General features: G+C 30.0%; 10 protein-coding genes and 1 CRISPR repeat array. Of the genes, 3 read left to right on the plus strand and 7 right to left on the minus strand.

The genetic code is table 11. The annotated features are described in order from the left end of the window. Positions 1-19: 19 nt before the first annotated feature. From BD821_RS08080 to BD821_RS08090, 3 genes are all read right to left on the minus strand, one after another. Positions 20-859 (minus strand): ABC transporter permease, encoded by an 840-nt coding sequence (locus BD821_RS08080; protein WP_104410036.1) that lies wholly within the window; start codon positions 857-859, stop codon positions 20-22. Between the two features lies 1 nt (position 860). After that, positions 861-1,811 carry an ABC transporter permease gene (locus BD821_RS08085; RefSeq protein WP_104410037.1) on the minus strand — a complete coding sequence of 317 codons (951 nt, stop codon included), beginning with the start codon at positions 1,809-1,811 and terminating at the stop codon, positions 861-863. Positions 1,812-1,948: 137 nt separating this feature from the next. Continuing rightward, complete coding sequence (locus BD821_RS08090; RefSeq protein ID WP_104410038.1) at positions 1,949-3,526, minus strand: ABC transporter substrate-binding protein; 1,578 nt, start codon at positions 3,524-3,526, stop codon at positions 1,949-1,951. A gap of 251 nt (positions 3,527-3,777) precedes the next feature. On the opposite strand from BD821_RS08090, the gene BD821_RS08095 reads away from it, so the two are divergent. The 3 genes from BD821_RS08095 (at position 3,778) to BD821_RS08105 (ending at position 6,516) form a co-directional block, all read left to right on the plus strand. After that, a complete protein-coding gene (locus BD821_RS08095) occupies positions 3,778-4,005 on the plus strand; it encodes a DUF1659 domain-containing protein (protein WP_104410039.1) in 228 nt (75 codons plus the stop codon). A gap of 127 nt (positions 4,006-4,132) precedes the next feature. Continuing rightward, positions 4,133-4,357, plus strand: a complete 225-nt coding sequence (locus tag BD821_RS08100) for a DUF2922 domain-containing protein (protein WP_104410040.1) — start codon at positions 4,133-4,135, stop codon at positions 4,355-4,357. A gap of 116 nt (positions 4,358-4,473) precedes the next feature. Then, positions 4,474-6,516, plus strand: coding sequence for a GTP-binding protein (locus tag BD821_RS08105; RefSeq protein ID WP_104410087.1), 2,043 nt, complete (start codon positions 4,474-4,476; stop codon positions 6,514-6,516). A 211-nt stretch (positions 6,517-6,727) separates the two neighbouring features. Here the strand turns inward: BD821_RS08105 and BD821_RS08110 are convergent, their stop codons facing one another. From BD821_RS08110 to BD821_RS08125, 4 genes are all read right to left on the minus strand, one after another. Then, positions 6,728-6,958: a hypothetical protein gene (locus tag BD821_RS08110; RefSeq protein ID WP_104410041.1), complete on the minus strand. Its 231-nt coding sequence runs from the start codon at positions 6,956-6,958 to the stop codon at positions 6,728-6,730. A 252-nt stretch (positions 6,959-7,210) separates the two neighbouring features. After that, positions 7,211-21,225: a CRISPR direct-repeat array (repeat unit 30 nt; unit sequence ATTTAAATACATCCCATGTTAAGGTTCAAT). 298 nt (positions 21,226-21,523) lie between these two features. Then, on the minus strand, positions 21,524-21,820 hold the full coding sequence (gene cas2 / locus BD821_RS08115; RefSeq protein ID WP_104410042.1) for a CRISPR-associated endonuclease Cas2: 297 nt from the start codon (positions 21,818-21,820) through the stop codon (positions 21,524-21,526). An 8-nt stretch (positions 21,821-21,828) separates the two neighbouring features. Further along, complete coding sequence (gene cas1b / locus BD821_RS08120; RefSeq protein ID WP_104410043.1) at positions 21,829-22,827, minus strand: type I-B CRISPR-associated endonuclease Cas1b; 999 nt, start codon at positions 22,825-22,827, stop codon at positions 21,829-21,831. Between the two features lie 55 nt (positions 22,828-22,882). Further along, positions 22,883-23,377 (minus strand): CRISPR-associated protein Cas4, encoded by a 495-nt coding sequence (locus BD821_RS08125; RefSeq protein WP_104410088.1) that lies wholly within the window; start codon positions 23,375-23,377, stop codon positions 22,883-22,885. Positions 23,378-23,401: the final 24 nt, after the last annotated feature.

Raw genomic sequence — 23,401 nt, forward strand, 5'->3', positions numbered from 1 at the left:
AATTATTATACTAAAATAACTATTTAGCCTTTGGTTCAAAGGTTAATCTTAAAGTATCACCTATTATATTAAAGCTTAATACTGTAAACAGTATTAAAAGACCAGGAAAGATTGCAAGTGCTGGTTGGTCTAGCATATAAGATTGAGCACTTTGAAGCATACTACCCCAAGAAGAATTAGGCTGCTGAACTCCAAGACCTAAAAAGCTTAGAGAAGATTCCATAAGTATAGAGTTTGCTATATTTATAGAAGAAGCAACTATTATACTTGGGAAAACATTTGGTATTATGTGCTTAAATATTATTCTAGATGGTTTTATACCTTGAGCCTTAGCATATAATACATACTCTCTTTCTTTTATAGATAAAGTTTCGCTTCGTATTATACGAGCTATTCCCATCCAACTAAATAGAGCTATAATAATTATTATGTTTTTAACACCAGGTTTAAAATATACATTTAGGGTAAGAATCAAAAAGAAACTTGGTATAGACATTAAAATATCTATAAGTCGCATTATAAGAGTATCTACAATGCCACCAGCATATCCGCTTATGGTTCCAACTATAGTTCCTATGGTGCTAGATATAATCATGGACAAAAATCCTACAAAAAGGGACAGTCTACCACCATATAAAGCTCTTGTAAAATAGTCTCTCCCCATATCATCTGTGCCAAAAAGATGCTGGAGGCTAGGACCTTGAAGTTTATTATTTACATCAATAGCGTTAGGATCATAGGGGGATAAAAATGCTAATATACAAATTATAAGAAGTACTATAAGTATACCTATGGCAGCTAAAGATAATTTGCTTTTTTTGAAATCCTTTTTTACCATTTGAAAAAAACTATCACCCATATTAATTCACCGCCTTTATTCTAGGATCTACTACCCCGTATAATATGTCGGCTATAAGGTTTCCCAAAATAAGCATTAAAGCTGATATCATGGTTATAGCCATTATTAGAGGATAGTCAAAGCTAAATATAGCATTTATCCCTAGTCTACCCATACCTGGCCAGCCGAAAATTGTTTCTGTAATAAAGGCACCTGCAATAAGGTTAGGTAAGGACATTCCTATAATAGTTATTATAGGTAAAAGAGTATTTTTTAAAATATGGGTACCAAAAACTTTTCTAGAGCTGACACCTTTTCCTATAGCAGTTCTTACATAGTCTTCTTTCATTTCAGTTATTGCCTTACTTCTTATATATCTTGTTATAACTGCAAAGTTTTGAAAGCTTAAAACTGTAGCTGGCATTATAGTATGTTTAATTACATCTAAAATAGAATTTATCCCTATGGTATGCATACCAACACTAGGTAGTAGCCTAAGCTTTTGTGAGAATATAACTATAAGTATCATGGCAAACCAAAAGGAAGGGATAGAAATACCTATGTAACTAATTATAGATATAATATTATCTATCCACTTATTTTTATTATAAGCAGCAATTAAACCAAAAATTATTCCAAAGATTATAGCTGTTATTAAAGAGGTACCCATAAGAAGTAAGGTTGCGGGTATCCTTTCTTTTATTTGATGAGATACAGGCCTATAGTTTATAAGAGAGTATCCAAAGTCACCTTTTAAAACATTTTTTAACCAGGCTACATATTGCATAGGAACAGGCTTATCAAGACCTAAATTTACCCTTACCCTCTCCACATCTTCTGCACTCATATTCGGGGTAACATAGGATCTAACAGGATCCCCTGGAGCCATTTTAATAAGAAGAAAGGATAATATGGATATAAATATTAACATTGGAATAGCTTGAAGTGTTCTTTTAAATATATAACGTGCCAATTTTTTCACCTCCGAGGTTTAAAGTTTAATATAAGATATCTCAAAAAGTAGACTAGAATATTAAGTTTTTTTAAGATACCTAAAGAAAATTAAAGGGAAGCCACTATGGTTTCCCTCTAATATATACACTAAATTAATTATTTTTCATAAAGTTTAGATAAGTCTCTAAACATAAATATTGGAGCTGGCTCAGCTTCTTCTACTCCACCAAATTTATTATCAATAGCTACTATGGATTTAGGGAATACAATTGGATATAAAGACATATCATCAGCAATGGTCTTTTGAATCTCTTTATAAATTTCACCTCTCTTAGTATCATCGGTTTCAACTGCACCTTTTTCCCATAGTATATCAAGATCTTTATTACTGTAATTCATAAAGTTATTAGGGTTTCCGGTTAGAAATAGGGGCTTATAGCCATCTGGGTCAACACCCATTACAAAACCATTGAATCCTAAATCAAAGTCCTTATTATTCTTAGCATCTACCAGCTTTTGTATAAAGGCATTTCTCTCCATACCCATAAGCTCTACATTTATTCCAACATCTTTAAGACGTTGTTGAACTATTAAAGATTGAGCTTCTTGTTCTTTACTTCCATTAGTATAAGCTAATTTTAAATCTAAGGAAGTGATTCCTGCCTTGCTTAAAAGCTCTTTAGATTTTTCTATGTTAAAATCATACTTTTCTATATTGTCATTATCATGATACAAGGTACCAGGGGTAAATACAGTATTAGCTTTGTCACCATATTCTGTAGAAGTATAGGCACCCTTTATCAATTCTTCTTTATTTAAGGCATAAGCAATAGCTTGTCTTACTTCTTTCATCTTTAAAGCATCGTTATTTTGATTTATAACCATGTTATTTAACATATTTTCACTAAAGGTTATTACATTAAGCTTGTCTTTGAACTTGTCTACATCTTTAGCGGATATGTATTTAGCAGATATTTCGCCTGTAGTTAAAGCTGAATTTGCAGCATTAGCATCAGGTATAATTCTATAAACTACAGTTTCAAGATGAGGCTTTCCTCTAAAATAATCTTCATTTCTAACTAAAGTTACACTTTCTCCTTTAGTAGATTCCTTATACTTATAAGGACCAGACCCTATAGGGTTATCATTTTTTGTGCTCTTAGCTATATTTTCTTCACCCTCGAATATGTGTTTAGGGATTGGTGTAAGTCTAGCTATAGAGGACTTAAAAGTTGCAGTGACTTCTGGTAGCTTAAACTCCACTGTGGTATCATCAATCTTTTTATACTCAATAGGTTTATCATTAACAACTAAATAATCTCTAAGTAAACTATTTTCATCTTTATCTAATATCTTATCTAGAGTAAATATCATATCATCTGAAGTTAAGGGCTTTCCATCATGCCACTTAAGATCTTTTTTAAGCTTTAATGTATATGTTAAAAAGTCACTTGAACTTTCAAAGCTTTCTGCAAGATAAAAGTCAGTTTTATCGCCATTCATTACAAATAAAGGAGAAAACAATGCATTGTTAATTGTCATAGTAACTCTGTCATTCCCATACAATGGGTTTAAGACATTTGGATCACCACCAGCTTGGAATATAATAGTTCCACCATCTTTTATGGTTTTATCCGCTGGAGTGTTTAAATCACCATCTTTTTTAGTACCACAAGCAGTAGCTAGAATCATTGAAGCTGCCATTATAACTGCAAGCATCTTTTTTGCTTTCATGAAAAAACCTCCTAATAAATAATTATAAGTTATTTAAAATTTATTTTGTATTTCCATAGAGATTATAACATCCTACATTCATAACACTCCAATAGATAATGTAAATCCTTCATAACCTATCTATTGGATAAGCAAATAGAGAGATAGAAGAGCTTTTAAAAACAAATATTAAAGTTTTTTAAATATATAGTAAAAATAAGGGTAACTTTTTATGTAACGGCATACTTAATGTATGAAAGGAGTTGATTAATATGGCAGTAACAAAAAACTTAGTTAAAGACGCTATAGTAATGAAGTATGGAACAGGGGTTATGGACGAGAAGGGTAAAGAGGTTATAAAGAGCTATAAACTATCTAGCATAAAAGACGGAGCTACAGAAGAGGAAATATTAGACCTATCAAGAGACTTTAATAAAGTTCTAAACAAACCTATAAGTGGTTTATTTAGAGAATACCAAGAAAATATCAAAGAATCTTAGTAAATAGTAACCTTGGTTTTAGATAGTAGCTTAAATATATCTAAAACTTAGAATTTCAATGTAGTGGAGCATGGCGGACAAGCAGTATAAAAGAAAAATTAAAAATCTTTAGAAAAGGGGTGTAAATATGGATAACAATAAAATAGTTACAATGACTTTTATAAATAAATCAGGAACTAAGGTAAATTTAAGAGTGGAATATGCAAAACAAGATTTATCTAAGGATGATATTGTAACATTAATGGATAGCATTATATCTAAGGGTGTAATAACATCTAAGGGTGGTCCATTAATGTTTAAAGACTCAGCTGAAGTTGTAGAAAAGGAATCTTCAAAGATAGAATTAAGATAAAGTTAAAAGGGAAAAAGGCTACCGAAATGGTAGCCTTTTTCTATTTTGTAAGATAGTCATTAAAGAACAAAGGCTGTATAATAAAGTTATAGTTAAAAGGTGAAAGGACAGTGTATATGGAAAGAGGTAGGGGTGTTAGTAATATAGGCATATTAGCTCATGTTGATGCAGGTAAAACTACTTTAACAGAGCATATTTTATACAAAAGTGGAGTTATAAGAAGTCTTGGAAGTGTTGATACAGGCACCGCTCATACGGATAGTTTAGAGGTAGAACAAGAAAGGGGTATTTCTGTTAAGTCTTCTGAAGCAAATCTTTTATGGAAGGGTAAAGAGATAAATATAATAGATACCCCAGGTCATGTGGACTTTTCAGGAGAAGTTGAGAGGACACTTAGTATATTAGATGCGGCAGTTATTGTTATTTCAGCAGTGGAAGGAGTTCAACCTCAGACAGAAGTTTATTTTAAGGCACTAAAGACCATTGGAATTCCTACTATAATATTTATAAATAAAATTGACAGGGTGGGAGCTAATATAAAAAGAGTTTTGGAAGACATAAGTAGTCTTTTGACGGACTCTTTTATATCAATAGAAGACATTAGTAAAGAAGGCACAGTAAGTCCAAAGGTACAACTATTATTTAAGGAAAATAATGTAGATAATGTAGATAGTAATGACAAAATTAATATAAATGATAATGCAGAAAACAATGTAAATACTAGTGAAAAAGGTAAATATGAAGATAAATTATTAGAAGCATTAGCTGACGCTGATGAATTATTATTAAACAAATACTTAGAAGGGGAAGATGTTAGCTTTGAACTTATAAAAGAAAGCCTTATTAATTTAACTAATAATTGTAGCATTTATCCTCTTTTATATGGATCTGCAATAAAAGATATGGGAGTTAGTGAACTTTTAGATTTCTTAGCTGAAATTATTCCTATTAAAAATGATTTTAGTGATGAAGAACTTTCTGCTATAGTATTTAAAATAAAAAGGCATAAGACTCTTGGAAAGCTCGCCTACATAAGATTATATAGTGGAGAAATAAAAAGTCGAGATTTAGTGTATAACCACACCAAGGCTATAGAAGAGAAGGTAACGCAAATCAAAAAACTTAAAGGTCAAAAGGAAATAGATTATGGATATGTTTCCTCGGGAGAAATAGCTTGCGTTTCTGGCTTATCAAAGGCTAGTATAGGAGATGTTTTAGGTGATCCTAAAAAGGTTCCTAAAGTTTTAAGTATAGCAAAACCTATTTTAACACTTCAAGCATTTCCAAAGAAAAAGGAAGATTATATAAGACTAGTTGAAGCCTTTAATGAACTTGAAGAAGAGGATCCACTTCTTAATGTACAGTGGCTAAAAGAAAAAAATGAGCTTCATATTCAAATAATGGGTATGATTCAATTAGAGATTTTAGAAAACATATTAAAAAACAGATTTGATATAGAAATCTCTTTTGGAAAGCCTTCTATAATATATAAAGAAACACCTCTAGGAAATTCTGTAGGATTTGAAGCTTATACAATGCCAAAACCTTGCTGGGCTGTAGTTAAGTTCTTTATAGAACCTTTAGAAAGGGGTTCAGGACTAGTTTATGAATCACAGGTTAGAACGGATGCTATAAAGCTTAGATATCAAAGAGAAATAGAGTACCAGTTGCCAATAGCTTTAAGTCAAGGCCTTTATGGCTGGGAGGTTACAGACCTTAAGGTAACATTACTTACAGGTGAGGATCATGTGATGCATAGTAATCCAGGTGATTTTATTATTGCCACCACCATAGGGATAATGAATGGATTAAAAAATATAGGAACTACTTTATTAGAACCCATAATTAAGTTTAGAATTTCTGTACCAGAAGACATTGGAGGAAAGGTTTTAGGAGACATTATAAATATGAGAGGAACCTTTGAAGCCCCAATGATATCTAATGGAAACTTTACTGTACAGGGAGAAATGCCAGCAGCAACTTCTTTAGATTACCCTATAAGGCTTGGAATAATATCTAGTGGCAAAGGTGTAATAAGCACTGAACTTTCAAGCTACAAGCCTGTACCACTAGAGCTTGGAGAAAAGAGAGAACGAATAGGGGTAGACCCCTTAGACCGATCTAAATTTATATTATATTCAAGAAACGCTATAAGATAATACCATATTAAATAAAAGAGAAACTGTAGTATATGTATATATGCTATAGTTTCTCTTTTATTAGTTACAAAGCAGATTGCACATCTAATTACAAAGCAAATATTTTATTTTGGTTACAAAGCAAATTTTACAACCTAATCACAAAGCAAATATTTTGTTGAAATTCATTTAAAGGCAAATAAAGGTACGTAAAGCTTATGTAAAGCTTAAATTAAATAGTCTTTGCAGAAGCTTTTATTAAATTAAGCTCCCCTTGGTTTTTAACAGCATCTAAGTACTCATTACCATCTTCAAGATTAAACTTATAAACTTCCAGCTGTGTAGCTTTATTTTCAGGTGACATAATTACATAGTCACTGCTATTAACCGAAAGATACTCTTTAACAATGTAATTTATAAGCTCCCCCCTTTCATTTTTAAAGGCATAGGACTTTTCTTTCATATAAGTAGACCTCCTATATTTAATTTAGTAGTTAAGTTAAGCTTTACGATTAATATTATGTGCAATAAGAGGAAAAATTATTACTAATAATTAATTAATTTATTAATTTCTTTTACACTGGGTAATAAGAGCGGATAAATTCAAGATAGGTTGTTGCGGCGGAAGGGGTTACCTATCAAGGGGAATCACTTTTAAGTGGACTTTAAAAGATTGAATAGAATAAACTGAAGGATTTGGGAGCCAAAGAAAACAATTTAAATACATCCCATGTTAAGGTTCAATTTAAGGAATCTCATGTGATGGACATTTACAAGTCAAATTTAAATACATCCCATGTTAAGGTTCAATAGAAACTAAAAGTTTTTTAAAAATAGATTATGATGGATTTAAATACATCCCATGTTAAGGTTCAATATAGTTCACCTCTAACTATTCATAAGTTCTACTCGCTATTTAAATACATCCCATGTTAAGGTTCAATGCTGGACTGAAGCATTATATTGAACTGCTCTGTGCTATTTAAATACATCCCATGTTAAGGTTCAATTTTGTTATCTTATTTTCTTTTAGTAGCTTTTTCTGATTTAAATACATCCCATGTTAAGGTTCAATAACAATGGTTCGGTTTCATGTTCGAGTTTTAGAATTATTTAAATACATCCCATGTTAAGGTTCAATCAGAAATCGAGCTTAAAACTTATGAGTATCCTTACAATTTAAATACATCCCATGTTAAGGTTCAATTGGGATAATTGTTGTACTGCAGGAGAAATAAATTGATTTAAATACATCCCATGTTAAGGTTCAATTAAAAGAATCACTTGTCATTGGACCACCATCTATTATTTAAATACATCCCATGTTAAGGTTCAATAAGAAGTGGACCATAGTGGCAATATTAATAATCCATAATTTAAATACATCCCATGTTAAGGTTCAATCTAAAATACCGCCAATGCCGATAGGTCTTGTTTGATTTAAATACATCCCATGTTAAGGTTCAATCTAATTCCCCAACTAAGATTGAACTGTGTGATGCATTTAAATACATCCCATGTTAAGGTTCAATCTAAATCTGCGCTTATATTACTCACCTCCTTATTTATTTAAATACATCCCATGTTAAGGTTCAATCTTCAAATAAATCTAAATTATGTTGACGTTCCTTTATTTAAATACATCCCATGTTAAGGTTCAATACTAATGAACTTGAAGAATTAATAAGCGAGGTGAAATATTTAAATACATCCCATGTTAAGGTTCAATTCAGATGTGAAATATGGATATATTGAATAAATGTTATTTAAATACATCCCATGTTAAGGTTCAATGGAAAATTAATTTCCATTACCCCATCCCTTTCTTATATTTAAATACATCCCATGTTAAGGTTCAATTTAGTATTATCCACTATTTTTCACCTCCTTGGTGATTTAAATACATCCCATGTTAAGGTTCAATAGGGTGCACGTACCTGGTATTAAGTGTAATGTACTTAATTTAAATACATCCCATGTTAAGGTTCAATAGGGTGCACGTACCTGGTATTAAGTGTAATGTACTTAATTTAAATACATCCCATGTTAAGGTTCAATAGGGTGCACGTACCTGGTATTAAGTGTAATGTACTTAATTTAAATACATCCCATGTTAAGGTTCAATAGGGTGCACGTACCTGGTATTAAGTGTAATGTACTTAATTTAAATACATCCCATGTTAAGGTTCAATTCTATATACTGACCCATCTTTCCTAACATAGAAAATTTAAATACATCCCATGTTAAGGTTCAATAGTGGTCAAGCTTCTCAAAGTCCTAATAACTTTGGATTTAAATACATCCCATGTTAAGGTTCAATGAACAGGCGATCATAGGCACTTTTATAGTAAACAAATTTAAATACATCCCATGTTAAGGTTCAATAACATTACAGAAGAAGACCTGTATACAGCCAGGGAATTTAAATACATCCCATGTTAAGGTTCAATTGTTACTATAAATCTTTTTACACTAGCTTCTAAAATATTTAAATACATCCCATGTTAAGGTTCAATGATGAAGAATTAAAAAACTGCTCCATAAATGCCACATTTAAATACATCCCATGTTAAGGTTCAATAGGTTTTACCATGGAGGAATGGAGAAGAAAACTACAATTTAAATACATCCCATGTTAAGGTTCAATTAAATATAAATTCAATGGATTGGATCATATCTTAATTTAAATACATCCCATGTTAAGGTTCAATCCTAAATCATGGGTGACTGATATGGGTTTAGATGCATTTAAATACATCCCATGTTAAGGTTCAATGAAAAGACTGATTACCTTAAGTGTAGAAAAGACAAATTTAAATACATCCCATGTTAAGGTTCAATGTTTAGACGTATTAATAATAGATCACCTTACCCTGAATTTAAATACATCCCATGTTAAGGTTCAATTTTGGGAATCCATGTTGTGATAGATTCAAGATGTGATTTAAATACATCCCATGTTAAGGTTCAATTTATTAGGTAAAGAATATAAGGATCTACTAGAAAATTTAAATACATCCCATGTTAAGGTTCAATGGATTATGAAATATGCAAACAATTAGGTATGGACGCATTTAAATACATCCCATGTTAAGGTTCAATTTTTGTGAAAATATACATGGAACTTGTGAGTTTGTATTTAAATACATCCCATGTTAAGGTTCAATTTATGAAAAAGTAAATTATACAGGTGTAAATTGATTATTTAAATACATCCCATGTTAAGGTTCAATTTACTAGGTGAAATGATTAAGAAAAGATACAGCTAATTTAAATACATCCCATGTTAAGGTTCAATCCTCTATATACTGACCCATCTTTCCTAACATAGAAAATTTAAATACATCCCATGTTAAGGTTCAATACTGATACACACGAGCCCACCACGATATTACTTGCATTTAAATACATCCCATGTTAAGGTTCAATTTATTAAAATCTTTGGTATCTTCCAAAGCTTTACTTATTTAAATACATCCCATGTTAAGGTTCAATTTAAGACTGCTGCTAAAATACTTGGTCATGATGTATTTAAATACATCCCATGTTAAGGTTCAATGCAGTATCCTTTGATATAGTACCTTCTGGTACTTGATTTAAATACATCCCATGTTAAGGTTCAATATTTGTTCGCTTGAGCAAGCAATTTAGGGTACTCTGATTTAAATACATCCCATGTTAAGGTTCAATATAGATTGGGAACCCGGATGATGATTTCGCCTTGTAATTTAAATACATCCCATGTTAAGGTTCAATTGCTGTTAAAAATGGGTTGTTAAAGGTTATTGGAAGATTTAAATACATCCCATGTTAAGGTTCAATCTTATAAATGTTCAGCCTTATCCGATGCACGCTAGATTTAAATACATCCCATGTTAAGGTTCAATAATCCAGAGTTTTAGCACATGTTAATAAATTAGGCTATTTAAATACATCCCATGTTAAGGTTCAATATATAAATGCAAATATAAAATAAATGGCACATGGACATTTAAATACATCCCATGTTAAGGTTCAATCATTTGTAACCATACTTTTGCTTAACATTGGAAAGATTTAAATACATCCCATGTTAAGGTTCAATGGTTTATATGTACAATAAAAGGATTGTACATATATGATTTAAATACATCCCATGTTAAGGTTCAATAACTAGGAGTGAGAATGCTGGCACCTAAAGTACTTAATTTAAATACATCCCATGTTAAGGTTCAATTCAGCTTTTTATTCGTAGGATTTATAAATGTCAGGATTTAAATACATCCCATGTTAAGGTTCAATTCCAGAGAAGTTTGGTAATAATAAGGTGGACAAGTTATTTAAATACATCCCATGTTAAGGTTCAATTGTTAGAATCATAAATAACCTCAACCAGCTTTATTATTTAAATACATCCCATGTTAAGGTTCAATTTTTAAAGACCTGTATGCTTTTATAATCTTCATACATTTAAATACATCCCATGTTAAGGTTCAATGCAGGAGGATTTTTTTCTTGTATAAGAACAGATGAATTTAAATACATCCCATGTTAAGGTTCAATGCTCACACCAATCATCTAACTTTGATTTTTGACAGAATTTAAATACATCCCATGTTAAGGTTCAATATATGCAGGTACTTTATAAACTTTAGTAAAAAACAAAATTTAAATACATCCCATGTTAAGGTTCAATTATAAATGGATAATAAACCTTATTATAAAATTAAATTTAAATACATCCCATGTTAAGGTTCAATTATCCAATTTGAACCCACAACAACTTATATGTCTACATTTAAATACATCCCATGTTAAGGTTCAATCTTCAATTTTAAAGACTAATAAAAATACAGTATAATTTAAATACATCCCATGTTAAGGTTCAATCTAGTTGAAAAATTAAGTCGGACCACAAGAACCCCATTTAAATACATCCCATGTTAAGGTTCAATTAAGTTGTAGCTGCATAGAAAAAGAATGGACAATAGAATTTAAATACATCCCATGTTAAGGTTCAATAAAATGCTACAGAAAAACTAAATAACATTTTGGAATTTAAATACATCCCATGTTAAGGTTCAATGTAAACCGAAAAAAGGCTATACAGTTGTATTTGGATTTAAATACATCCCATGTTAAGGTTCAATAAATAGCTTTGATTGAATCATTAAAACATCAATCCAATTTAAATACATCCCATGTTAAGGTTCAATTTAGCTCCAGTATCGCCTTTATCTCCCTTAAGCCCATTTAAATACATCCCATGTTAAGGTTCAATAAAGGATTAACCTTAAATGTAAGCATAAAAGATTCATTTAAATACATCCCATGTTAAGGTTCAATTTGGCACTGCAGCATCTGTAATGGCCATTAAGTTATTTAAATACATCCCATGTTAAGGTTCAATGCACCGTATAGGGCAAGTTAATAATGTCCATTACATATTTAAATACATCCCATGTTAAGGTTCAATTAGCATTGCTTCAATATTATTAGTCTCTAATTGAATTTAAATACATCCCATGTTAAGGTTCAATCCGTGATTATAGATCCGGAAGAACCTACGATAGAATTTAAATACATCCCATGTTAAGGTTCAATGTGATACCAAGGGTTACAAGGTGCATCGATTCTGTATTTAAATACATCCCATGTTAAGGTTCAATTATTTATTAAATAATACTTGACAAAGCTATATTAAATTTAAATACATCCCATGTTAAGGTTCAATAAGCTAATAAAGAATAAAGGTAGGTAGATTAATAAATTTAAATACATCCCATGTTAAGGTTCAATCTTATGCTAAAGCTGTGGTGGGTGCTATACTAGGAGAATTTAAATACATCCCATGTTAAGGTTCAATCAATTTTGGAGAAAATACTTGGGGCATTAGCTATAGATTTAAATACATCCCATGTTAAGGTTCAATTTTACTCTAGTTTTTATATTGTCATATAGATCAAATTTAAATACATCCCATGTTAAGGTTCAATCGAGTTATTAAGGCTTAAACAAATAATTGGAGTAGAATTTAAATACATCCCATGTTAAGGTTCAATTAAAATAAAAAAAGGTGGAATAGAAATGAATAAAAAATTTAAATACATCCCATGTTAAGGTTCAATTATATGTGAAGCCTAAAATACACCTATCACCAGGATCATTTAAATACATCCCATGTTAAGGTTCAATATATGTGAAGCCTAAAATACACCTATCACCAGGATCATTTAAATACATCCCATGTTAAGGTTCAATTTGTTTGGTTAAAACCCAAAATGAATTTCAAAGAAGATTTAAATACATCCCATGTTAAGGTTCAATTATGTGGTTGTTAAAATAGAACATTATAAAGAAGTATTTAAATACATCCCATGTTAAGGTTCAATATAAAGAAATTAGAAATAATGCCATTAGTGGAACATAATTTAAATACATCCCATGTTAAGGTTCAATCAAAACTTGGCATACCTAATTGAGATACTTTAGTTATTTAAATACATCCCATGTTAAGGTTCAATCTGCTAAAGGAAACAGTGGAGCACATAACAATTTCGCATTTAAATACATCCCATGTTAAGGTTCAATCACTGTCTAATGACTTAAGCATTTCCTTTGATTTAATTTAAATACATCCCATGTTAAGGTTCAATTTCCAACTGGCTCAATCACCATTTCAAAGCTTTGTATTTAAATACATCCCATGTTAAGGTTCAATTACAAAGCGTAGGGAAAAAATAGATTACATAGCGTAATTTAAATACATCCCATGTTAAGGTTCAATATATAAACAATGTATATTAATTAGTATCTAATAATATTTAAATACATCCCATGTTAAGGTTCAATATAAAGCTAATAAATTAATAAGGTGGTAGATTAATAAATTTAAATACATCCCATGTTAAGGTTCAATATAAATATAAGTGGGTAAAAATGGAAATGAAGTATATTTAAATACATCCCATGTTAAGGTTCAATGTGGTAGATTAAAATGAAAAGGAATAAATTGGTATTATTTAAATACATCCCATGTTAAGGTTCAATAAAAACTAGAAAGAGAAAAAGCAAAGATTAAAAGAAATTTAAATACATCCCATGTTAAGGTTCAATTATAGTAAACCTAGAGGTGATTACTACCCTACTTTATTTAAATACATCCCATGTTAAGGTTCAATCATTTGTATTAGAAAATTATATGTTTTCCCTGTAATTTAAATACATCCCATGTTAAGGTTCAATAATTAACGATACAAATGAAAGAGTTGATAATATAAAATTTAAATACATCCCATGTTAAGGTTCAATTAAAAGAAGAATTATTCCAAGCAGGACTTAAAAGAAATTTAAATACATCCCATGTTAAGGTTCAATAAGATGATTTAAATGATAATCAAAAATTCCAAATCAATTTAAATACATCCCATGTTAAGGTTCAATATATACTAAAAAAAGGAAAGAATACATAGCAGCATTATTTAAATACATCCCATGTTAAGGTTCAATTAATGGTATGTTGCCTTTTATATGTAGGCTTGATAAATTTAAATACATCCCATGTTAAGGTTCAATTTAAAATACGGCAATAAAGATGGATGGATACAATAATTTAAATACATCCCATGTTAAGGTTCAATTAGACAACGCTATAGGATTGTGTGAAAGCTGCCACAATTTAAATACATCCCATGTTAAGGTTCAATGGTTTACAGTATTGAATATGAACGAATTATCAACAAATTTAAATACATCCCATGTTAAGGTTCAATTGGAAGAAATAGCAAGAGGGGAAAAAGTAGAAATAAATTTAAATACATCCCATGTTAAGGTTCAATTATGTGTAATAGCATTAAGCCAATTAAGCAGAGCGTGATTTAAATACATCCCATGTTAAGGTTCAATAAGGTGAATCGGATAGTATTTCCCCACCTTCTTATTATTTAAATACATCCCATGTTAAGGTTCAATCATAAAGTTCTAAAATTCCATTGACTCCTTTTAATTCATTTAAATACATCCCATGTTAAGGTTCAATCTATGGAAGTGTTATATTTTCTATAGCAGTAGATAAATTTAAATACATCCCATGTTAAGGTTCAATAATAATATTGGGAGGTTGCTTTTTAACCCTCTTTATTTAAATACATCCCATGTTAAGGTTCAATCGGGAGGATTTTAGACAAGAGCGAAGAGCCTCGCACAATTTAAATACATCCCATGTTAAGGTTCAATGATAGAAAAGATAGGAGAATTTGCAAGAAATGCTAGATTTAAATACATCCCATGTTAAGGTTCAATCCAGTTGGTTAAATATGTACAGGAATGTTTTGAAAAATTTAAATACATCCCATGTTAAGGTTCAATTACTCCCTTTCCATAAGCATTCTTAATTCTTCAAATATTTAAATACATCCCATGTTAAGGTTCAATCTACTGACGCAAATCTTAGGTTTAAAGATTCTAAAGGATTTAAATACATCCCATGTTAAGGTTCAATTATTTTATATTTTTTATTTTAAATTTAAACTTTTTTATTTAAATACATCCCATGTTAAGGTTCAATTTTTTATTAGTTCTGATTGTTTTAATCCTTTACTATTTAAATACATCCCATGTTAAGGTTCAATCATAAAGGGAGTAACCAACAGGTGGATTAATTACAAGATTTAAATACATCCCATGTTAAGGTTCAATTAATAAAAACAAAGAACTAACCTATGGGATTAAGCCATTTAAATACATCCCATGTTAAGGTTCAATATTTATTAATGGGCGGATATACAGAGTAGAGATTAAACAATTTAAATACATCCCATGTTAAGGTTCAATTCTTTTAAAGTTTCAATTTCAACTGCATTTGCTTTTATTTAAATACATCCCATGTTAAGGTTCAATGATAAGGAAATTGATATTTCGTATGATCCTAGTATATTTAAATACATCCCATGTTAAGGTTCAATAAGATGATTTAAATGATAATCAAAAATTCCAAATCAATTTAAATACATCCCATGTTAAGGTTCAATATATACTAAAAAAAGGAAAGAATACATAGCAGCATTATTTAAATACATCCCATGTTAAGGTTCAATTAATGGTATGTTGCCTTTTATATGTAGGCTTGATAAATTTAAATACATCCCATGTTAAGGTTCAATTTAAAATACGGCAATAAAGATGGATGGATACAATAATTTAAATACATCCCATGTTAAGGTTCAATTAGACAACGCTATAGGATTGTGTGAAAGCTGCCACAATTTAAATACATCCCATGTTAAGGTTCAATGGTTTACAGTATTGAATATGAACGAATTATCAACAAATTTAAATACATCCCATGTTAAGGTTCAATTAAGAGTTGTAATATAGATGGTAAGTGTAATTAAATATTTAAATACATCCCATGTTAAGGTTCAATTTTTAGATAGGAGTAGGCAGTTAGAAATAGATAATAAATTTAAATACATCCCATGTTAAGGTTCAATCTTTCTTCAAAGGTTTTAGCTTGCTCGATACTTGATTTAAATACATCCCATGTTAAGGTTCAATTTTTATTTTTCCTCCAGTTCTTTTAAATACTTTTCTTATTTAAATACATCCCATGTTAAGGTTCAATGATGGCGCCACTTACAAGAGAAGGAACTAGAAACGTATTTAAATACATCCCATGTTAAGGTTCAATGTTAAAGAATACCATATTGATATATGCGCAAACAGATTTAAATACATCCCATGTTAAGGTTCAATGTATTCGCTCAAGCCTGTGTTTTGCCTTAAAACTTCATTTAAATACATCCCATGTTAAGGTTCAATAATGCTTATGGAAAGAGAGTATGTGGACTATAAAGAATTTAAATACATCCCATGTTAAGGTTCAATCACCGATCCTAAAACTACCATTATCTAAATTTATATATTTAAATACATCCCATGTTAAGGTTCAATATGAAGGCCAAAAGACAGGTATAAGTGTAGATACTTATTTAAATACATCCCATGTTAAGGTTCAATCTATATCCCATACATCAACTACATCTTCTCCATCAATTTAAATACATCCCATGTTAAGGTTCAATGTCCTATTATCTCTAGTGTCTTGCTTACCTCTTTATATTTAAATACATCCCATGTTAAGGTTCAATCCTTGTTTTAGGTCAAGGAAGTGCAACAGAGGTCATATTTAAATACATCCCATGTTAAGGTTCAATGTGTACTGCTTTGCAAGTTTCATATTGCACGCCAATTTAAATACATCCCATGTTAAGGTTCAATTCAAAATATGAATTTAATTACTTAGTGTTTCCAAAATTTAAATACATCCCATGTTAAGGTTCAATTTCTTAGCAAGTTTAGTTTCGCCCTTGTAATCAGTTATTTAAATACATCCCATGTTAAGGTTCAATCATTATCTTCATTATTTCTAGCACCAATAGGAACAGATTTAAATACATCCCATGTTAAGGTTCAATAAGTAGCAATTGGTACACAGTATACTATAAAGGCGGATTTAAATACATCCCATGTTAAGGTTCAATCTATAAAAGATTTAACTTTTATGCATCTTAGAGGCATTTAAATACATCCCATGTTAAGGTTCAATGTAAAAATCCAGTACAAGCATTAATAAGTGATGAATTTAAATACATCCCATGTTAAGGTTCAATAAATAAGGTTGCATATTTATACAGTAAAAATTTATAATTTAAATACATCCCATGTTAAGGTTCAATGGAGAGTTGAAAAATGATTAATTTAGATACTATGTAATTTAAATACATCCCATGTTAAGGTTCAATTGCTACAGGATTAAAGTTTACAATAGACAATGACGCATTTAAATACATCCCATGTTAAGGTTCAATTTTCATTTTCTTTTTCTAGTCAAAAAGCAAATGCCGTATTTAAATACATCCCATGTTAAGGTTCAATTAGTAATATTGGTATGCTATTCCAGGACGGAAGTATATTTAAATACATCCCATGTTAAGGTTCAATTAGTAATATTGGTATGCTATTCCAGGACGGAAGTATATTTAAATACATCCCATGTTAAGGTTCAATTAGTAATATTGGTATGCTATTCCAGGACGGAAGTATATTTAAATACATCCCATGTTAAGGTTCAATTAGTAATATTGGTATGCTATTCCAGGACGGAAGTATATTTAAATACATCCCATGTTAAGGTTCAATTATCTGCAATTGTATCTGTAGCTATAATGACTTATTTATTTAAATACATCCCATGTTAAGGTTCAATCGAAGAGGAGCTAGCAGATATAGTAATAAGGACTTGATTTAAATACATCCCATGTTAAGGTTCAATAGTAATATTGGTATGCTATTCCAGGACGGAAGCATATTTAAATACATCCCATGTTAAGGTTCAATAGTAATATTGGTATGCTATTCCAGGACGGAAGCATATTTAAATACATCCCATGTTAAGGTTCAATAGTAATATTGGTATGCTATTCCAGGACGGAAGCATATTTAAATACATCCCATGTTAAGGTTCAATAGTAATATTGGTATGCTATTCCAGGACGGAAGCATATTTAAATACATCCCATGTTAAGGTTCAATCAAAGGAATATCCCCGATTGGGTACTGTTGGTTTATTATTTAAATACATCCCATGTTAAGGTTCAATAGAGAGTATAGGCCTTGGCTTTAATAATGCAACGTAATTTAAATACATCCCATGTTAAGGTTCAATTTAGCAAGAGCATTAAAAGAAGTGGGTTTTGACATATTTAAATACATCCCATGTTAAGGTTCAATTTGAAGCTAACATATTACAAGAGGCTAAGCAAAGCAATTTAAATACATCCCATGTTAAGGTTCAATCTAGTGTCTTTCCTACCTCTTTATTAATGTGTAACTATTTAAATACATCCCATGTTAAGGTTCAATGATGTGGCACAAAGCTAATCCTTCTTTACATCAATTATTTAAATACATCCCATGTTAAGGTTCAATCACTTCTAGGGTTAAATTATTAAGGTTCTTCATTTCATTTAAATACATCCCATGTTAAGGTTCAATAATGGCACTGATAAAGAGGTGGGCACAGAAAAGTTAAATTTAAATACATCCCATGTTAAGGTTCAATGGATAATTTATCGGTTATAAATGGTACTATATTGCAATTTAAATACATCCCATGTTAAGGTTCAATACTGGCGAGGTAATAGTTAGTGGAAGAGAATTACAATTTAAATACATCCCATGTTAAGGTTCAATGGGAACTGCTACATCCTAGAAGGAGAAAAAGAAACATATTTAAATACATCCCATGTTAAGGTTCAATATTGAAGCTTTTAATAATTCAGATGAAAAGACTTAATTTAAATACATCCCATGTTAAGGTTCAATTTAAGGAGGTGCAATTAGGTCATGGAGATAAAGTAATTTAAATACATCCCATGTTAAGGTTCAATAAGAACCCCCGCACAACGATTACTACCACAAACGGATTTAAATACATCCCATGTTAAGGTTCAATAACCATAGTACCTATATCAGTTAAGTTTGTAAAGGCATTTAAATACATCCCATGTTAAGGTTCAATCAGTAACATAATGCCTATAAAGCCCATCATCGCTGGATTTAAATACATCCCATGTTAAGGTTCAATCCGCATTAAAAAAGGCAAAAATATATAGCGACACCAATTTAAATACATCCCATGTTAAGGTTCAATTTTAATAATATGTATTTTATAGATAAAGAGTTTTAATTTAAATACATCCCATGTTAAGGTTCAATAAAATAATTAAAAATTGGGGGGAGCTATATGGCTATATTTAAATACATCCCATGTTAAGGTTCAATAAAACTAGAATTCCAAACTAGATATAAAAATTTAGCATTTAAATACATCCCATGTTAAGGTTCAATAAGTAAGCACACAATACAGAGGCATATTGCAATCGTATTTAAATACATCCCATGTTAAGGTTCAATAACAGCCAAAAGGATATATACACATTTATAACAGAATTTAAATACATCCCATGTTAAGGTTCAATCTTGAACGAAAGTAGAGATAAAGCTGTAAAAATTGATTTAAATACATCCCATGTTAAGGTTCAATGATAATGCCACTCTAAATATTTATGATTTAGCAGCATTTAAATACATCCCATGTTAAGGTTCAATCCAATCATCGAACTGCTTTTGTAGTCCTTTAACCATTATTTAAATACATCCCATGTTAAGGTTCAATATTAAAGAAAAACAGAGTAAATGTGCCGACAGAATAATTTAAATACATCCCATGTTAAGGTTCAATGACAATGCTTACTTTAGATCTAGATTATGTTGTAGGATTTAAATACATCCCATGTTAAGGTTCAATATATAGCAAGGGAAGAAATACTCTTAGATAAATTTAATTTAAATACATCCCATGTTAAGGTTCAATCTATAAATGGATAATAAACCTTATTATAAAATTAAATTTAAATACATCCCATGTTAAGGTTCAATCTACTTCTTTAGGTACATCTAACACAACTTCATCAATTTAAATACATCCCATGTTAAGGTTCAATGAGGATAAGGACATAGATGAAACTTTAACAACTTCATTTAAATACATCCCATGTTAAGGTTCAATAAACAGCTATATTATGAAGGATTTGACCACTTACATATTTAAATACATCCCATGTTAAGGTTCAATCAAAATGTGGAGTTACATTATCCTTCTCTAATTTATTTAAATACATCCCATGTTAAGGTTCAATCTTTTTGCATTTTCATAAGCATTTTCCACCAACTCTTATTTAAATACATCCCATGTTAAGGTTCAATGGTGCATTGATTTCTACGATAAAATTAGTGGAAAGTTATTTAAATACATCCCATGTTAAGGTTCAATTGTGTTTAAAATTTGTTTCGTTCTCGCTATAGATATATTTAAATACATCCCATGTTAAGGTTCAATGGATGAACAGCAAGAAATATACTATTATGTAGCTGAATTTAAATACATCCCATGTTAAGGTTCAATAAGTGCTTTTAATGCTTTAGCATTTTTAGGTTTATAATTTAAATACATCCCATGTTAAGGTTCAATACCCCTGGATCTCTTCTACATCTTCTAATGCCTCCAATTTAAATACATCCCATGTTAAGGTTCAATCCTTCAATTTTGCTCTTATATAATCTACTATAGTAAATTTAAATACATCCCATGTTAAGGTTCAATATAGTGAAAAAATAAAGGAAGTGAAATTTAACACTAATTTAAATACATCCCATGTTAAGGTTCAATCACTTGTAGATGGCGGAGATATGCAAATGGAAAGAAATTTAAATACATCCCATGTTAAGGTTCAATCTTCTTTATTCTTATTTATATAAGGAATATATTGTTGATTTAAATACATCCCATGTTAAGGTTCAATCTAGTAACTCCTTAAACCCTGCATACTTAACTTCATTTAAATACATCCCATGTTAAGGTTCAATTCTATAGTTGGTATTGTTTCTTTAGATAATTGCTTGATTTAAATACATCCCATGTTAAGGTTCAATAACATTGGTGATTACATTATTAAAGGTGTTAATAGATTTAAATACATCCCATGTTAAGGTTCAATAGAGCGAGGATAGAGTGCATAGGATAGGTCAGACAAATTTAAATACATCCCATGTTAAGGTTCAATTTATATTAAGGAGTTGCCACCACAAATGCTTATAGGATTTAAATACATCCCATGTTAAGGTTCAATCACAGCATTTAAGCCATTTCTTATTTCTATTATATCACTAAATCGTTCCTATTAAAGGGTTCTGAAGAATTTATCCCAGGGAAAATATCTATTATCGATTTATTAAGTATATAAGCCCTGAAAGGTTGGATTCATTAGGGCTTATGGCTTTGGACGTATAAATTAGCTGGGATGATTATTTATATAAATAAGAAAGTTTTATATGATGATTTATGATGCTATGCTTAATGTACAAAAGAAGGTAATGGCTATGACAATAACTTGAAACTACAACATGATTATCATAATTTAAAGAATGTTAAATTATTAAGTCTTCACCAGTGGATTCACCATTGCCTAATGTCTCTTCTTCAAAGATGTTATCATTCATAAGCTTTATAATACATACAAAGTCTGTGGAAGGATCAATTATATTTTCAATTTCCTTTTTTAAAAGTATTAACTTAGAATTTGTTATTTCACCACGAAATACTGATTTTTGAAAGTGAGATAAATATTTTTTGCAGACTTTAAATACCTTATTAACTCTTTTTTCATTAACATCATAAAAAAGAAAAGCGTAATTAAAATTAATCTTTTGTTTTGATTTTGCCATATAATCAGTTACATTCCGTCCTTTAAACTATATGGTTTAAAAGGCTTTCCTTCCATTATAAATTTTATAAGCTTGTAGCCATCTAATTTAATTAAGGTATTTACACTAACTTTTCTTTTTAATTTTGGATGATCACTTACGGATTCTAATCTTTTTTCTAAAGCTGAAATAAATATCTTTTTACCTTCATCGTTAAGTAGACAATAGTTTAAATTTTTTTCAAAGTGCTTATTTATATTTATCTTTCTATTGTTGACTAATTCAAATATGGTTTTGAATGTGACTATTGGTTTAAATACCTCGCATAAGTCTAAACTTAAAGAGAATCTACCTTCACTAGGCTCATGTAAAAAGCTAATACTTTGGTTTAAGTGAGTATGATATATCGATGTAACAGTTTTTGAATAAAGGATACTATTACCAAAGGATATCATGGCATTTAACGGGTTATCAGGGGGCCTTTTAACTCGTTTATTAAATACAAAATCTTCCTTAAGTATGTATTGGAATGAAGAATAGAACTTTTGCCAAACCTCTCCTTCTACGCTTAAGATTTGTTTAATATCAGCAGCATTTTCTAAATTGTTTAATGAATTAACCTTTAAGTAATCCAGTATTTCTTTAATTTCTGTTTTCCCATGTTTATAATAATGCATCAATACTTCTATAATATTTTCTCTTATTCCATTTACAATAGCCTTAGCTATTAAAAGTCTATCATCAAGATAAGCCTGTGCCTGTTTCACAGTCAGTTTACCACTTATTAAATATTCTTTTGGATAAAATGTACCGCTGTATCCACCATAATAATTAAAAAAGTGAATTACTATATTATTTTTAGAAAGAAAATCTAAAAGCTTTGAATTTATGGATACTTCATTTAAACAATAAATTTCTCTAGTGTTTTCTACAGGGATATAGATATTCTTGTTGTTATTTCTAAAACATATGGAATTATCTTTTCGAGTCAATTCTCCAATCGAGGTTATATAACGAGTTTTACCCATTTTATATACTCCTTTTAATAATATTATTTAATAATTGTATAGTTACATACGTTAATTAAATATAACAATATTCATAATAGGCACATTTTTTACAACCTTTTTTCAAATCTGGACTTGGTGGAGTATCTAGATTTATTAAATCACAAATTTGATTTTCAATATTTGTAAGCTCTAGTTCTAATTTGTCATTAAGTTCGATTACAAATGTTTTTTTATCTTCCTTATTATTTTCAATAACTTGAAGCTTGCCCTTTTTTTCTATACCTTTATCTTTTAAGATTTTTAAATATAATATTATTTGCCATTTAGCTGCCTCGATGTCCGCATCGGATTTTTTTATTTCAACTAAATAATCATCTGTTATTTTGTCTATTTTTACATTTTCAATAGAAATTTCTGTGTTCTTGCTCTCATCCTTCTTTATTTCATGAATGGCTCTTCCAATATGAACATCTTCGCTGTTGTCTTCTAAGTTAAGTCTGTTTCCAAGGAGCCAACACTGCCTTTTGCAGTGAAAATAATAATTAATTAAGGTACCTGTAACTTTCATAAAAAACATCCCTTTATAATTTTT

It is taken from the genome of Clostridium algidicarnis DSM 15099, from assembly GCF_002934235.1.
Lineage (GTDB): Bacteria > Bacillota > Clostridia > Clostridiales > Clostridiaceae > Clostridium_L > Clostridium_L algidicarnis.